9 protein-coding genes are annotated in these 14539 nt (G+C 71.3%); 6 read left to right on the top strand and 3 right to left on the bottom strand.

The window, feature by feature from the left end; genetic code table 11:
• Positions 1-2724, top strand: a complete 2724-nt coding sequence (gene secA / locus ACETWP_RS02240; RefSeq protein WP_373970551.1) for a preprotein translocase subunit SecA — start codon at positions 1-3, stop codon at positions 2722-2724.
• Here the strand turns inward: secA and ACETWP_RS02235 are convergent.
• Together ACETWP_RS02235 and ACETWP_RS02230 are read right to left on the bottom strand one after the other, a co-directional pair.
• Positions 2721-3269, bottom strand: coding sequence for an Rv3235 family protein (locus ACETWP_RS02235; protein WP_373970550.1), 549 nt, complete (start codon positions 3267-3269; stop codon positions 2721-2723). The genes secA and ACETWP_RS02235 overlap by 4 nt on opposite strands.
• Positions 3270-3300: 31 nt before the next feature.
• Positions 3301-4059: a LysM peptidoglycan-binding domain-containing protein gene (locus ACETWP_RS02230; protein ID WP_373970549.1), complete on the bottom strand. Its 759-nt coding sequence runs from the start codon at positions 4057-4059 to the stop codon at positions 3301-3303.
• Positions 4060-4184: 125 nt separating this feature from the next.
• Here ACETWP_RS02230 and ACETWP_RS02225 point away from each other — a divergent pair, with 125 nt between their 5' ends.
• From ACETWP_RS02225 to ACETWP_RS02205, 5 genes are all read left to right on the top strand, one after another.
• Entirely contained in the window at positions 4185-4739 is a 555-nt protein-coding gene (locus ACETWP_RS02225) for a hypothetical protein (protein WP_373970548.1), read from the top strand.
• A gap of 116 nt (positions 4740-4855) precedes the next feature.
• Entirely contained in the window at positions 4856-5506 is a 651-nt protein-coding gene (locus ACETWP_RS02220; RefSeq protein WP_373970547.1) for an SAF domain-containing protein, read from the top strand.
• Positions 5503-6780 (top strand): CpaE/TadZ family protein, encoded by a 1278-nt coding sequence (locus tag ACETWP_RS02215; protein WP_373970546.1) that lies wholly within the window; start codon positions 5503-5505, stop codon positions 6778-6780. The genes ACETWP_RS02220 and ACETWP_RS02215 overlap by 4 nt, the downstream gene beginning before the upstream one ends.
• 62 nt (positions 6781-6842) lie before the next feature.
• Complete coding sequence (locus tag ACETWP_RS02210) at positions 6843-11678, top strand: NAD-glutamate dehydrogenase (protein WP_373970545.1); 4836 nt, start codon at positions 6843-6845, stop codon at positions 11676-11678.
• Positions 11679-11681: 3 nt separating this feature from the next.
• Positions 11682-13151 carry a sensor histidine kinase gene (locus tag ACETWP_RS02205; RefSeq protein WP_373970544.1) on the top strand — a complete coding sequence of 490 codons (1470 nt, stop codon included), beginning with the start codon at positions 11682-11684 and terminating at the stop codon, positions 13149-13151.
• A 26-nt stretch (positions 13152-13177) separates the two neighbouring features.
• Here the strand turns inward: ACETWP_RS02205 and ACETWP_RS02200 are convergent, their stop codons facing one another.
• Entirely contained in the window at positions 13178-14524 is a 1347-nt protein-coding gene (locus ACETWP_RS02200) for a LysM peptidoglycan-binding domain-containing protein (protein ID WP_373970543.1), read from the bottom strand.
• Between the last annotated feature and the right edge of the window lie 15 nt (positions 14525-14539).

Here is a 14539-nt window from a genome sequence, read left to right as displayed (position 1 = left end):
GTGGCATCACTGCTTGAACGCGTACTGCGAACCGGCGATAAGAAGACCCTGAAGCGGTTGCGCGGCTACGCCGATGCGATCAACCTCCTCGACGAGGAATTCAGCGGCCTGAGCGACGCCGAGCTGCGCGCCGAGACCGACAAGCTCAGGCAGCGCCACCAGGACGGGGCCTCGCTGGACGAGTTGCTGCCGGAGGCCTTCGCCGCCGTCCGCGAGGCGGCCGGCCGCACCCTCGGGATGCGGCACTTCGACGTGCAGCTCATGGGCGGCGCGGCGCTGCACCTGGGCAACATCGCCGAGATGAAGACCGGCGAGGGAAAGACGCTGGTCGCCACGGCGCCCGCATACCTCAACGCGCTGACCGGCAACGGTGTCCACATCGTGACCACCAACGACTACCTGGCCCAGTATCAGTCCGATCTCATGGGCCGGGTCTTCCGGTTCCTGGGGCTGACGACCGGGTGCATCCTGTCCAACCAGGATCCGGCGGTCCGGCGCGAGCAGTACAACGCGGACATCACCTACGGCACGAACAACGAGTTCGGCTTCGACTACCTCCGCGACAACATGGCGTGGTCCAAGGACGAGCTCGTCCAGCGGGGACACCACTTCGCGATCGTCGACGAGGTCGACTCGATCCTCATCGACGAGGCCCGTACGCCGCTGATCATCTCGGGCCAGGCCACGGGCGACGTCAACCGCTGGTTCGGGGAGTTCGCCCGGCTCGTCCAGCGGCTGACGATCGACGAGGACTACGAGGTCGACGAGAAGAAGCGCACCATCGGCGTCCTGGAGTCAGGGATCGAGAAGGTCGAGGACTACCTCGGCATCAACAACCTCTACGAGGCGGCCAACACCCCCCTGATCGGCTTCCTGAACAACGCGATCAAGGCCAAGGAGCTGTTCAAGAAGGACAAGGACTACGTCGTGATGAACGGCGAGGTCATGATCGTCGACGAGCACACCGGGCGCACGCTCTCCGGGCGGCGCTACAACGAGGGCATGCACCAGGCGATCGAGGCCAAGGAGGGCGTCGAGATCAAGGCCGAGAACCAGACGATGGCCACGGTCACGCTGCAGAACTACTTCCGCCTGTACTCGAAGCTCTCCGGCATGACGGGCACGGCGCAGACGGAGGCCGCCGAGTTCATGGGGACGTACAAGCTCGGCGTCGTGGAGATCCCGACCAACAAGTCGATGCAGCGCAAGGACCAGTCGGACCTGATCTACAAGAACGAGATCGCGAAATTCGACGCCGTCGTCAAGGACATCGTCGAGCGCCACGCGGCGGGACAGCCCGTCCTGGTCGGAACCACCAGCGTGGAGAAGAGCGAATACCTCTCGCGCAAACTGGCGAAGGAAGGCGTCCGCCACGAGGTCCTGAACGCCAAGCAGCACGCGCGCGAGGCCGCCATCGTGGCGCAGGCCGGCAAGAAGGGCGCCGTCACCGTGGCCACCAACATGGCCGGCCGCGGCACCGACATCATGCTCGGCGGCAACGCGGAGTTCCTCGCCGTGGCCGAGATGGACCGCCGCGGCCTGGATCCGCAGGACGACTCGGAGGAGTACGAGCGCGTCTGGGACGGGGTCTTCGAGTCCGCCTCGGCGCGGGTCGTGGAGGAGTCCGCGGAAGTCCGCTCCCTGGGCGGCCTGTACGTGCTCGGCACGGAGCGGCACGAGTCGCGCCGCATCGACAACCAGCTGCGCGGCCGCTCCGGGCGCCAGGGTGACCCCGGCGAGTCCCGCTTCTACCTGTCGATGACGGACGAGCTGATGCGCCGGTTCAACGCCAACGCGGCGCAACGGATCATGAACAACCCGTCGATGCCGGACGACATGGCGCTGGAATCCAAGATCGTCTCCAAGGCGATCGAGACGGCGCAGGGCCAGGTCGAGTCGACCAACGCCGAACAGCGCAAGAACGTCCTCAAGTACGACGACGTCATGAACCGCCAGCGCGAGGCCATCTACGGCGACCGCCGGCGGATCCTCGAGGGCGGGGACCTCCACGAAAAGGTCGGCCATTTCCTCGAGGACGTCGTGACGGCGATGGTCAACGAGGCGACCGCCGAGGGCCACGGCGACGACTGGGACCTGGAGCAGCTCTGGACCAACCTCCGGCAGCTCTACCCCGTCGCCCTGACCATCGACGAGGTTGTCGAGGAGGCGGGCGGCCGCGGGCGGGTCACCGCGGAGTTCCTGCACGAGGAGATCCTGTCCGACGCCCGCGTCCAGTACCAGGCGCGGGAACAGGCCGTCGGCGAGGAGAACATGCGCGAACTCGAGCGGCGCGTGGTGCTCAGCGTCATCGGGCGAAAGTGGCAGGAACACCTCTACGAGATGGACTACCTCAAGGAGGGCATCGGGCTGCGCGCGATGGCCCAGCGCGACCCGCTGGTCGAGTACCAGCGCGAGGGCTACGTCATGTTCCAGGCCATGATGGAGGCGATCCGCGAGGAGAGCATCGGCTTCCTCTTCAACGTCGAGGTCGAGGTGAAGGCGCCGGCGCCGGTGTCCCTGCCCGGGGTGACCGACGGCCGTGGCGCAACGCTCGCGCCGACCCTGTCCACGCCGGGACTGGAGGCGCCGGCCAAGCCGGCGAGCCTGCAGTACACCGCCCCGTCCGAGGACGGCGGAGCGAGCACCCGGGTCGAGCGCACCCGCGCCGAGGCCGAGGCGGCCAACCGCGCGGAGCGCCGGTCCAAGAAGGGCAAGCGCTCCTAGCCGATCTCCACAGCGCACACCTTCCACTGTCCGCGCCGCCGCTCGATCCTCAGAGCCGCGGCGCGGACGCGCGTCTGGTCGGCGACGACGAGCGAGACCTCGTAGGTCGAGGCCGCGACGCGGCAGACGCGGGTCCGGCGAATGGCGGTGTTCCGGTACAACCGCGACGTGCCGGCCGGATGGGCCGCCGTCGTCAGCTCGACTCTCTCCTGTAGCTTCTCGAAACTGGCCGGGTCCAGCCAGCGGGCCAGCTGATGCACCGGACGGAGCCCGGCCATCGACTCGAACGCCGCCTGGCCCACCACGCGCGCGATCCTCTCGATGTGGCGGCGCTCTTCCCGCAGCTCCCCGACACCCGGCCCGGTCGGTGGGCCCGCCGCGGGACCCGGACCCGGGCGGTCGGGGGTCTGCGGGGGCCGCGTCCGGGCGAGCGGAAGCACGTCCGCGAAGCGGCGCACCCCGGGCGCGGGCGGAGCCGCGCCGGCGGGCCCGGCTGGCGGGAGCTTGCGGACGGTGAGGGGCCGGGATTCGTTGCTGTCGGTCATGGTGTCCTCCGGAAGTGGTGCGTGTGGTTGATCAGGCGGCCGGAGCGTAAAGCACCGTGCCCACCGCCAGCAGATCCGGGTCCGCGCCGATGGCCTCGCGGTTGGCGTGGTACCAACGCGGCCATTCGCGCGCGATCTCCGCGTCCGTGGCGAGCCCGCCCAGGGTGCGGTCCGCGATCGACCAGAGGGAGTCGCCGGCCAGGACGACCAGCTCGCGACCGGCCGGGCCGGAAGCGCGGTCGGCCCGGCCGCCCCCGAGGATGCGGTCCAAGGTGGCCGCGGGGCGTTCGGGGCGCCAACCCGGGTCCGGCGGCGCGGCGCCGTCGTCGTCCGACGCGGAAGGGTGGGGCGCGGAAGGGTGGGGCGCGGAAGACGCCGACACCGCAATCGGCGCCGCAATCGACGCCGACGGTTGGTGCGCGCTCGTCGCCTGGGCCTGCGCGGCAGGAGCCAGCGCCAGCTGGGCCCCGACAACGGCCGCCGCCACGCGGCGCATGGACGCCGGGCTCAGGATGGCCAACCGCCGGGCCCGCGCGGGCCTGCCGGAGCGCGCCAGCAACGCGGCCGCGAAGGCCGCGCACCACGCGAGCGCCCACCAGAGCAGGACCGCGATCCCGCAGGCGGACAGCGCCAACGCGGCCCATCGTTCGGCGGACGCCGGCGAGACGGCGACGCCCCACAGGGCCCGAGCCGGGGCATCGGCGAGCAAGACCGCGCCCGAGGCGGCCAGCACGACCCCGAGGGCGCCCGTGGCGCCGCACGCCGCCGCATCGCGGAAAAGGGTGGTCATGTCGAATCGTCTCCCCACTCAACTGGTTCTTTGATGTCATTTGATGCTATTTGAAGTTGTATCATGGCATCCATGACCACCTCGCGTCTAGCCATTGACGCAAAGATCTCCCTAGGCTGTCCCGCATGAGATGGGAAGCCCTCTTCGCCGATCTGGAGGCGCAGCTGAACGGCGAGGCGGCGCGCGGGCGCGAGGTCGAGATCCAGGAGATGGTCCGCATCGAGAGATCGCGGATCGCCGTCGCCGAGCGTATGGCCGGGCACGTGGGGGCCGAGGTCACGGTGACGGCGCTGGGCGGGCTTCGCCTGCGCGGGCGACTGCTGCGGGTCGGCTCCGGCTGGGTCGCCGTCGCCGACGGTCCCCGGGAGTACCTGCTGCCGTCGGCCGGGCTGCGGACCATCGAGGGGCTGGGCGTCCGCGTGCTGCGCGCGGCCGAGGCCGTGCCGCGCGTGCGCCCCGGCCTGGGCGCGGTGCTGCGGGCCCTGGTGCGGGACCGCGCCAAGGTCACGCTCTACTGCGTGGACGGAGCGGAGGCCGGCACGGGGACGCTCGACCACGCGGGCGCGGACCACCTGCAGCTTGCCGCCCACCCGCTGGAGGACCACCGCCGCGGGCGGGAGGTCCGCTCGCTCGTCGTGGTGCCCCTCGCCGCGCTGGCGGCCGTGCGGCGCGAGGCCTGACGCCGCGGGCCCGTGCAGGCTGGTGTACGGAACCCCTTTCTCGACGAAAAATAAACCCCTAGGGTGGCATCCGGATGCCGTGTCATTGGGGGGCGGCCCGGGGGGACGGGGGACACATGGAGAAGGAAGCCGCGCCGACCGATGGCGCGCGGAGGCTGCGGAAGCCCGGCTGGAGGGACACCCGGCTGGTGGTCGGGGTGCTGCTGGTCCTGGCCTCGGTGGCCGGGGTGGTCGCCCTGGTGGCGGCACTGGACCGGACAGTCCCGATGTACGTGGCCCGGGACGACATCTCGCTCGGCGAGAGGGTGGATGCCTCGCGGCTGTCCGTCGTGGACGTCCGGCTCGACGCGGCGGCACGCAACTACCTCTCCGCCCAGGCGGACCTCGACGCCGGCGCCCAGGCCAACACGCTGATCCGCGCCGGCGAGCTGGTGCCGCTGAGGGCGCTGGGCGTCCCCGACGCCTCGCTGCGCAAGCCGGTGACCATCGAGCTGGAGCGGTCCCTGCCGCAGGCGGTCGCCGTCGGCAGCCGCGTCGACGTCTGGGCCGGGGAGCGCGACCGGTCCTCGAACTCCTACGGCCAGCCCGCGCTGCTGCTGCCCGCGGCGGAGGTCTCCGCGCTCCGGCCGCTGGACTCCGGCTTCGGCGGCACCGGAGGAACGGTCCTGGAGGTGCTCGTCGAGGACGCGCAACTCGCCGCACTGCTCGACGCGCTGGCCAACGAGGCCAGCATCACGGTCGTCCACAACCCGGGGGGCGCGCCGTGAGCGTGTCCGTCGTCGTCTGGGACGACCGGCACGGGCTCACCGACCGGTTGGAACGGCTCCGGGGAACCGTCACGGTGGTCCGCCGGTGCGACGAGCTGACGGAGGTCGTGGCGCTGGCCGAGACGGGTCTGGCCCACGCCGCCCTGCTGGCCGGGGACACCGCAGTGATCGACGCCGCGTCGCTCGACGCCCTGCACCGGCTCGGCGTCCCGGCCCTGGTGCTGACGGACGACCTCGACGAGCGGCGGCGCCTGTCCTCGCTCGGGGCCGGTCTCGAGTCCACCTCCGCCGGGGCGCAGTCGATTGCGGACCTGCTGGAGTTGCTCTGCGGAGCGCCCCCGGCGCCGGGCGGACCGCGGGACCGCCCGGGTGGCGACCTCGCGGCGGGACCCGCCGAGTCCACCGCGCCGGGAAGGATCGTGGCCGTCTGGGGGTCCGGGGGCTCGCCGGGGCGCACCACGCTCGCCGTGAACCTCGCCGTGGAGGCCGCCCTGGCCGGGCAACGGGTGTTGGTGCTCGACTGCGACACCTATGCGGCGAGCGTCGCCGTGCACCTGGGCCTGCTCGACGAGTCCGCGGGTGTCGCCCAGCTCTGCCGCCTGGCCGACCAGGGGGTCCTGGACCGGCCGGGCTTCGAGCGGGCGTGCCCCGAGGTTGCCGTGGCCGGCGCCAGGATGCGCGTCGCGACCGGGCTGCCGCGCGCAAGCCGCTGGCCGGAGCTGCGGTCCGCGAGCCTCGCGCGTGTCCTGGCGTACGCGCGCCGGAGGGCCGACCTCGTCGTCGTGGACATCGCCCCGTACGTGGAACGCGACGAGGACCTCTCGTTCGACACCGCGGCCCCGCAGCGCAACGCGGCCACGCTCGCCGTGCTCGAGGACGCCGACGAGGTCCTCGCGGTCGGGCAGGGCGACAGCGTGGGCGTTCCGCGACTCGTCAAGGCGCTGGAGGAGCTGCGCGAGATCCTTCCCGACGCCGCGGCCCGCGTGGTCTTCAATAAGGTCAGGGCCTCGTCCGTCGGGCATGCGCCGGAACGCCAACTGCGCGAGACGTGGGAGCGCTTCGGGCCCTCCGGGGCCGTGGCGGGCTTCCTCCCGTGGGACGGCGAGGCGGCCGACCGCGCCCTGCTGGCCGGCAGCGCATTGGCGGAATCGGCGCCCGCGAGCGCGCTGCGGACCGCGGTCGCCGGGCTCGCCGGAACCGGTGTCCCGCGGCGCCGCCGACTCCTCGGCAGGCGACCTCCCGCCAATGTGACCTTCCCCCCGGCGGGAGGCTAGGCTGGGAGGCATACCAAGGCCGCAATGGCGCGGCCCACATCCTTACACGGAGGCGTTCTTTGATGTCGTCGGGGTCCAGCATGCCCGCAGGGTTTATCGCTGACACGCTCACACCAGCATTTGTTGAGACCTACTACGGGCACATCGCCCCGGAGGACGCCGCGGGGTATCCGCCCGAGGAGTTGGAGTCCCGCGTCGGGGCCCACCTCGCGGTCGGTTTCGCCCGGCGGCCCGGCGAGGCCAAGATCGCGGTCGGGACGCACGCGGGGACATCTGTCGTCTACGTCGTCACCGACGACATGCCGTTCCTCGTGGACTCGATCACCGCCGAGATCAGCCGCCAGCACCAGGCCATCAACCTCGTGGTGCACCCCACGCTCATCGCGCGCCGCGACGATGGCGAGGGCGAGCTCACCGACCTCGAGCCGGTGTCGACAAACACCCCCATCGCCAGCGGCGACACGGCAGCCCTGCCGAACCTCGCGCGCTTCCTGCAGCGCGGCGACGGCCGCTCGCAGATCGAGTCGTGGATCGCCATCGAGATCGGCGGAGAGCCCGGCACCGACGCGGTGGCGTCCCTTGTCGAGGGGCTGGAGCATGTCCTGGACGACGTCCGCTTCGCCGTGGACGACTGGCGGCACATGCGCGACAAGGCCCACGAGATCGCGGATTCGCTCGCCTCCGTCACCAATGGCCACGAGGTGCCCGACCTGCACAGCGCCAGCGAACTGCTGCGCTGGCTCGACGACGGCAACTTCACCTTCCTGGGCTACCGCGAGTACGATCTCGCGGTCGAGGACGGCCAGGACGTGTTGCGCGTGCGCTCCGAGAGCGGACTCGGGCTCATGCGCCGGCCGGTCGCGCCGGGCACCATCCAGCACCTGACCTCGTTCGGCCGGGCCAAGGCGCGGGAAAAGCGCGCGCTGGTGATCACGAAGGCGAACTCGCGGTCCACCGTGCACCGCGGCGTCTATCTGGACTACATCGGCGTCAAGAGCTTCGACCCGCAGGGCAACGTCAATGGCGAGCGCCGCTTCATCGGCCTGTTCGCGTCCAGCGCCTACACCCGGTCGGTCCGCAGCGTCCCGTTGATCCGCGAGAAGGTCGACGCGGTGCTGCGCGAGTCGGGCTTCGCCCCGGACTCGCACTCCGGCAAGGACCTCCTCACCATTCTGGAGTCCTACCCCCGGGACGAGCTGTTCCAAATCGAGGTCGCCGACCTCCTGGAAACGGTCCTCGGCATCCTGCGCCTGCAGGAGCGCCGCCGCACCAGCCTCTTCCTGCGGCCGGACATCTACGGGCGCTTCATGTCGGCCCTGGTGTTTCTGCCGCGCGACCGCTACACGACGGCGGTCCGGCTGCGCATCGAGGGCGAGCTGAAGAAGGCCTTCGACGCGGAGTCCATGGACTTCGAGGTGCGCATGAGCGAATCCTCGCTCGTCCGCCTCTTCTACCGGATCCGCCTGCCGCGCGGGGGCGAGGTCCCCCAGGTCGACCGGCTGGATCTCGAGCAGAAGCTCGTCCGCGCCATCCGCTCCTGGTCCGAGGGGATCGACCAGGCCGTGCGCGGGCAGTTCTCCGGCGAGGAGGCCACCCGGCTGTCGCAGATGTGGGCCGAGGCGTTCCCGCCGTCCTACCGCGTCGACTTCGAGATCGAGGACGCGCTGGAGGACATCGCCCGCTTCTCGCTGCACGACGACCCCGCGCACGAGGGCCCGGTCGTCAACGTCTACGTCCCCGGCAAACGGGGCGAGGAGCACGGCGTCGACGCGCGCATCAAGCTCTACCTCACGGAGCCCCTCACGCTCAGCCGCATCCTCCCGGTGCTCGCCAACCTCGGGCTCGAGGTCGTGGACGAGAAGCCCTTCGCCATCTCGCGCGCCGACGGCCAGGGGTTCTTCCTCTACGACCTGGGGCTGAAGTACCCGGCCGGCGCCGATCCGCTCGGGACGCAGGAACTGCTCGCCGGCGCGTACTCCGCCGTCTCGCTGGGCCGCTCCGAGTCCGACTCGTTCGACCGGCTCGTGCTGGCCGAAGGCTTCCACTGGCGCCAGGTCGCGATCCTGCGCAGCTACGCCAAGTACCTGAGGCAGCTGGGGATCCCGAACTCGTACGGGTTCATCAGCGACACGCTGCTCGCCAACCCCGACGTCGCCCAGGCACTGATCGCCCTCTTCGAGCGGACCTTCGACCCGGAGGTCCCGGAGTCCGCGCGCGCGGAGGGCCTCGAGCTGGCGCGGGCCGGGCTGGCCGCCGGCCTGGAGAAGGTGCCGACGCTCGACGCCGACCGCCTCCTGCGGCGGTTCGTCAACGTCATCGAATCCACCCTGCGCACCAACTACTTCCAGGGGACGGACGCCCTCGCGTTCAAGCTCGCGCCGGGCCGCATCGAGGGTGCGCCCTTCCCGCGCCCCAAGTACGAGATCTGGGTCTACTCCCCGCGCGTCGAGGGCGTGCACCTGCGCTTCGGCGAGGTCGCCCGCGGCGGACTGCGCTGGTCCGACCGACGCGAGGACTTCCGCACCGAGATCCTCGGCCTGGTCAAGGCCCAGATGGTCAAGAACGCCGTGATCGTGCCCACCGGGGCGAAGGGCGGGTTCTTCGCGAAGAAGCTCCCCGACCCCTCCGTGGACCGCAACGCCTGGATGGAGGAGGGCAAGTCGGCCTACCGGATCTTCATCAGGTCCCTGCTGGACATCACGGACAACCTGGTCGCCGAGCCGGGCGGCCAGAAGGTGGTGCCCCCGAGGGACGTGGTCCGCCTCGACGGCGACGACACCTACCTGGTGGTGGCCGCGGACAAGGGCACCGCGAGCTTCTCCGACGTCGCCAACGAGATCTCCCTCGAGCTGGGCCACTGGCTCGGCGACGCGTTCGCCTCCGGGGGCTCGGTGGGCTATGACCACAAGGTCATGGGCATCACGGCGCGCGGCGCGTGGGAGTCCGTCAGACGGCACTTCTTCGAGTTGGACCTCGACACGCAGACGCAGGACTTCACGGTGGTCGGCGTCGGCGACATGAGCGGCGACGTCTTCGGCAACGGCATGCTGCGCTCGCGCCACATCCAGCTGGTGGCCGCGTTCGACCACCGCCACATCTTCCTGGACCCGCACCCGGACGCCGAGGCGTCCTTCGCCGAACGGCAGCGCCTGTTCGACCTTCCGCGCTCGAGCTGGGCCGACTACGACACGTCGCTCATCAGCGAGGGCGGCGGCGTGTATCCCCGCGGCGCGAAGACCGTGGAGATCACCCCGCAGGTGGCCGAGGCCCTCGGCCTGCCGGCCGGCGTCGACGTGCTGTCGCCGCCGGAGCTCCTGCGCGCGATCCTCAGCGCGCCGGCGGACCTGCTCTACAACGGCGGCATCGGCACCTACGTCAAGTCCTCCGCCGAGACGCACACGGAGGTCGGCGACCGCGCCAACGACTCCATCCGCGTCGACGGCAAGGACCTGCGCGTCAAGGTCGTCGGCGAAGGCGGCAACCTGGGCATGACGCAGCTGGGTCGGATCGAGGCCGCCCTCAACGGGGTCATCCTCAACACCGACGCGATCGACAACTCCGCCGGCGTCGACTGCTCCGACCACGAGGTGAACATCAAGATACTCGTGGACCGCATGGTGGCCGCGGGCAAACTGGACCCGTCCGAGCGCACCGAGTTCCTGCACTCGATGACCGACGAGGTCTCCAGCCTGGTGCTGCGCACCAATGTCGACCAGAACGTCCTGCTCCTCAACGACCGGCAGCGGCTGGCCGAATGGAGCCCGAGCTTCGAGCGGCTGATGGACTGGCTGGAGGCCCACGCGGACCTTGACCGGGAGATCGAGTTCCTCCCCGGCAACAGGGAGCTCGAGGCGCGCCTGGAGCGCGGACAGACCCTGACTTCGCCCGAGCTCTCCGTGCTGGCGGCGTACGCGAAGATCCAGTTGGCCACCGCGCTCGCCGCGACCGACTTGGCGGACGACCCGTACTTCGACCGGACCCTGCGCGAATACTTCCCGAAGCAGCTGGGGGAGCGCTTCCCCGAGGAGATCCTGGGCCACCCCCTGCGCCGGGAGATCGTCTCGACCGTCGTCGCGAACGACATCGTCAACATGGGCGGCATCACCTACGCCTTCCGCGTGATGGAGGAGACCAGCGCCCCGGAGACCGTCGTGGCCAGGGCCTTCGTCGCCCTGCGGGAGATCTTCGCCTTCGACGATTTCGTCGACAGCGCCATGGAGCTGCCGGCGGACTTCCCCACCGAACGCTGGTGCCACATCCAGCTCGACATGCGCCGGCTCCTGGACCGGGCGACGCGGTGGTTCATCACGCACGTCGGCCGCGGCACGCCGGTGCAGGAGGACATCGACGCCTTCCGGGACACCGTGCTGGGGCTCCGGTCGCGCCTCGGGTCGCTGCTGCGCGGGCAGGACGCCGACCGTGTCGCCGAGTGGAAGGCCGAGGGCCTGTCCTGGGGCCTGCCCGACGCGTTGGCGGGACGCTGGTCGGAGCAGTTCGAAAGCTTCGCGCTGCTGGACGTCGCGCTGACCGCGCGGGAGGTCGGGCTGCCTGCCGAGGAGGTCGCCAAGGTCTACTACGTGGTCTTCGACCGTTTCGACGTCGACTCCCTCCTCGAACGCATCACGAAGCTGCCGCGCGAGGACCGCTGGCAGGCGCTGGCCCGGGCGGCGCTGCGCGACGACCTCTACTCCACCGTCGTGGACATCACGGAGGCCGCGCTGGCGGCCGCGCCCGACGAGGCGGACCCCGCGGCGCGCGTCCTGGAGTGGGAGCGGCAGAACGCGGACAGCCTGGACCGAGCCCGCAACATGTTCGACGAGGTCAACAGCCTGGAGCGGGACGACATGGCGTCGCTCTCCGTGGCCCTGCGCCTCCTGCGCTCGATCGTCCGGAGGTAGCGCTTGGCGATCTTCACGGATCCGGTCCGCGAGTTCGCGGACTTCGGCCCCGGGGACGAGGAATGGCTGCACCTGCTGGTCGGCGACTGGCAACTCGTTGCGGACCTGGCGTTCGCCGACCTGGTGCTGTGGCACCCGGCGCCCGGCGGGACGTACGTGGCGCTGGCGCACGTGCGTCCCTCGACGAGCCACACGGTGTTCCACACCGACTTCGTGGGGGAGAGGATCCGCCGGGACCTCAAGCCCCTGGTGGAGGAGGCGTGGACGACGGGACAGATCCAGCGCGCCGACGAGGACCATTGGACCCGGGACGCCGCCATGCGGATCGAGGCCGTGCCGATGGTCCGCAACGGGCGGACGCTGGCCGTCGTCACGAGCCACATGGACCTCTCCAGTTCCCGCCTGCCCTCGCGCCTGGAGATGACCTACCGGCAGTGCGCGCAGGACCTGCTGAAGATGGGCACACAGGGGCTGTGGCCGGATTTCGCCACGCCCACGGGTTCGCGCCGCGGCGCGCCGCGCGTCGGCGACGGCCTGATCCGGCTGGACGCCGAGGGGATCGTGCAGTACGCGAGCCCCAACGGCGTGTCGGCCTACCGGCGGCTTGGCGGCGTGAGCGACCTCGAGGGAAAGTCGCTCGCCGAGGTCACGACCGGGCTGCTCAAGGACCGGCGCATGGTCGACGAGTCGCTGCCGCTGGTGGTCACCGGTCGGATGCCGTGGCGGACAGAGGTCGAGTCCCGGGGGGTCACCCTGTCGCTGCGCGCGATTCCCCTGCGCGACGGGAGCCGCCGCTACGGCGCGCTGGTGCTCTGCCGCGACGTGACCGAGCTGCGGCGCCGGGAGATGGAGTTGGTGTCCAAGGACGCCACGATCCGCGAGATCCACCACCGGGTCAAGAACAACCTCCAGACGGTCGCGGCCCTGTTGCGCATGCAGTCGCGGCGGATGGGCAGCGAGGAGGGCAAGCTGGGCCTGGAGCAGGCGATGCGTCGCGTCGCGACCATCGCCTTGGTGCACGACACGCTGTCCCAGGGCTTGACCCAGAACGTCGATTTCGACGAGCTGATCGACCGGCAGTTCAGGCTGGCGGCCGAGGTGGCCTCCCCGGGCCAGGTCGTGCGCACGGAGCGGACCGGGAGCTTCGGGGGACTGCCGAACGAGCTGGCGACCCCGCTGTCGCTGGTCATCAACGAGTTGGTCGCCAACGCCGTCGAACACGGCCTGGGTGAGCGCAACGGGACCGTCGCCCTCGGCGCGGAGCGCCGCACCGACCCCGACGGCTCGGTGTGGCTGCGCGTGACCGTCTCGGACGACGGTGTCGGCCTGCCGCCGGAGCCGCGCAGCGAGGGGCTGGGCCTGCAGATCGTCAGGACCCTGGTCACCAGCGAGCTTGCCGGGACCATCGCCTGGGAGAAGGCGGTCGGTGGCGGGACGCGGGTGGTGCTGGACCTGCCCGTCGCGGCGGCCTAGAGCAGCCCCGCACCCCGCCGGGCGCCTTAGAAGTCCTTCCGGAGCGCCTGGATGCTCCTGACGTAGCGCTTGGTGTCGGCGTACATGCCGTAGCGCTTCACCGAGCCCTGGCCCTGGTAGTAGGAAGCGATCCCGGTTTCGACACTGGTGCTGGTGCGCTGCAGGCTGCGGATGATCGCGATGCCGGCGGTCGCGTTGTCGTAGGGGTCCAGCAGGTCCAGCTTGCGCCCGACGAGCTGCGAGGCCCACTCGCCCGACGTCGGGATGACCTGCATCGCGCCGATCGCGTTCGCGGGCGAGACCGCCGCCATGTCGAAGCCGGATTCCTGGTAGGCATGGGCGAGTGCCAGCGACGGATCCACGCCCATTTTGCGCGCCGTGCCCGCGATGATGCCCTTCATCTGCGAGCGGCTCGGCAGCGTCCGGGAGAGCAGTTCGTGCTTGTTGTCGTTCGCGGAGCGCACGGTGGCCGTGGGGTAGCGGTAGTGCAGGAACGTGCTGGGGACGAGCTGTCGCCGGGTGGCGCCCGAGGCCGTCGGGGCCACCGCCGAGCCGCCGATCGTCAGCCGCTGGCCGGGGTGGATGGTCGAGGCGCCGGACAGCCCGTTGGCCTTCAGCAGCGACGGGAGTCCGATGCCGTGGCGCTGGGCGATGCCCGAGAGGGTGTCGCCGGCCGCCACGGTGTGGGTGGAGGCGGCGGCGCGGACGGAGCCGGCCGTTGTCGAGGACGACGACGCGCCCGCGCCGGTGAGGCGGAGCTTCGTGCCGGGGTGGATGGTCGAGGACATCGTCAGGCCGTTGGCCCGGAGCAGGACCGTGAGTCCCATGCCGTGGCGGTGCGCGATGCCGGAGAGCGTGTCGCCGGAGGCCACCGTGTGGGTCGCGGCCCGCGGGGCGGAGGAGGCCGTGGGCACCCCGGCGGCCGCCGTGAGCCGGATCCTCTGCCCCGGCTGGATCACCGCTTCCGCCGACAGGCCGTTGGCCCTCAGCACCGACGCCAGCGCGACGCCGTGTCGGGCGGCGATGTGCGACAGCGTGTCGCCGTCGCGCACCACGGCGGCGGCCGGGCGGGCCGCCGGGACGGCCACGCGGGCCGGGATATGCGAGGCGACGCGGTGCGATGCCACGCGGTGCGCGCCGACGCGGTGGGGGGCCGCCGCCACCTGGGCCCCGCTCGCCGGCAGCGGCGTCAGCGAGGAACGCAGGGCGGGAAGCTCGGCGGCGGAGGCGGGAGCCGCGGATCCGAGACCGCCGAGAACGACGGCGGGAAGCGCTGCCGCCGCGACGACGCCGCTGAGGGCGCGGCCACGGCCGCGTGCGGTGCGGTTCGCGCCGCCTGGGGATCGGACACTGGCGGTGCGGGGCTCTGGCATTGAGTGGATCCTCTG

It is taken from the genome of Arthrobacter halodurans (genome assembly GCF_041877255.1).
GTDB lineage: Bacteria > Actinomycetota > Actinomycetes > Actinomycetales > Micrococcaceae > Arthrobacter_N > Arthrobacter_N halodurans.
Note: the sequence above shows the minus strand (reverse complement) of the source record. Positions and strands in the feature narration are given on the sequence as shown.

What these genes read in the sequence shown, in the direction of transcription:
- ACETWP_RS02235 (WP_373970550.1), bottom strand. Translation starts at nt 3,269, where the DNA reads ATGACCGACAGCAACGAATCCCGGCCCCTCACCGTCCGCAAGCTCCCG.
- ACETWP_RS02230 (WP_373970549.1), bottom strand. Translation starts at nt 4,059, where the DNA reads ATGACCACCCTTTTCCGCGATGCGGCGGCGTGCGGCGCCACGGGCGCC.
- ACETWP_RS02225 (WP_373970548.1), top strand. Translation starts at nt 4,185, where the DNA reads ATGAGATGGGAAGCCCTCTTCGCCGATCTGGAGGCGCAGCTGAACGGC.
- ACETWP_RS02220 (WP_373970547.1), top strand. Translation starts at nt 4,856, where the DNA reads ATGGAGAAGGAAGCCGCGCCGACCGATGGCGCGCGGAGGCTGCGGAAG.
- ACETWP_RS02210 (WP_373970545.1), top strand. Translation starts at nt 6,843, where the DNA reads ATGTCGTCGGGGTCCAGCATGCCCGCAGGGTTTATCGCTGACACGCTC.
- ACETWP_RS02200 (WP_373970543.1), bottom strand. Translation starts at nt 14,524, where the DNA reads ATGCCAGAGCCCCGCACCGCCAGTGTCCGATCCCCAGGCGGCGCGAAC.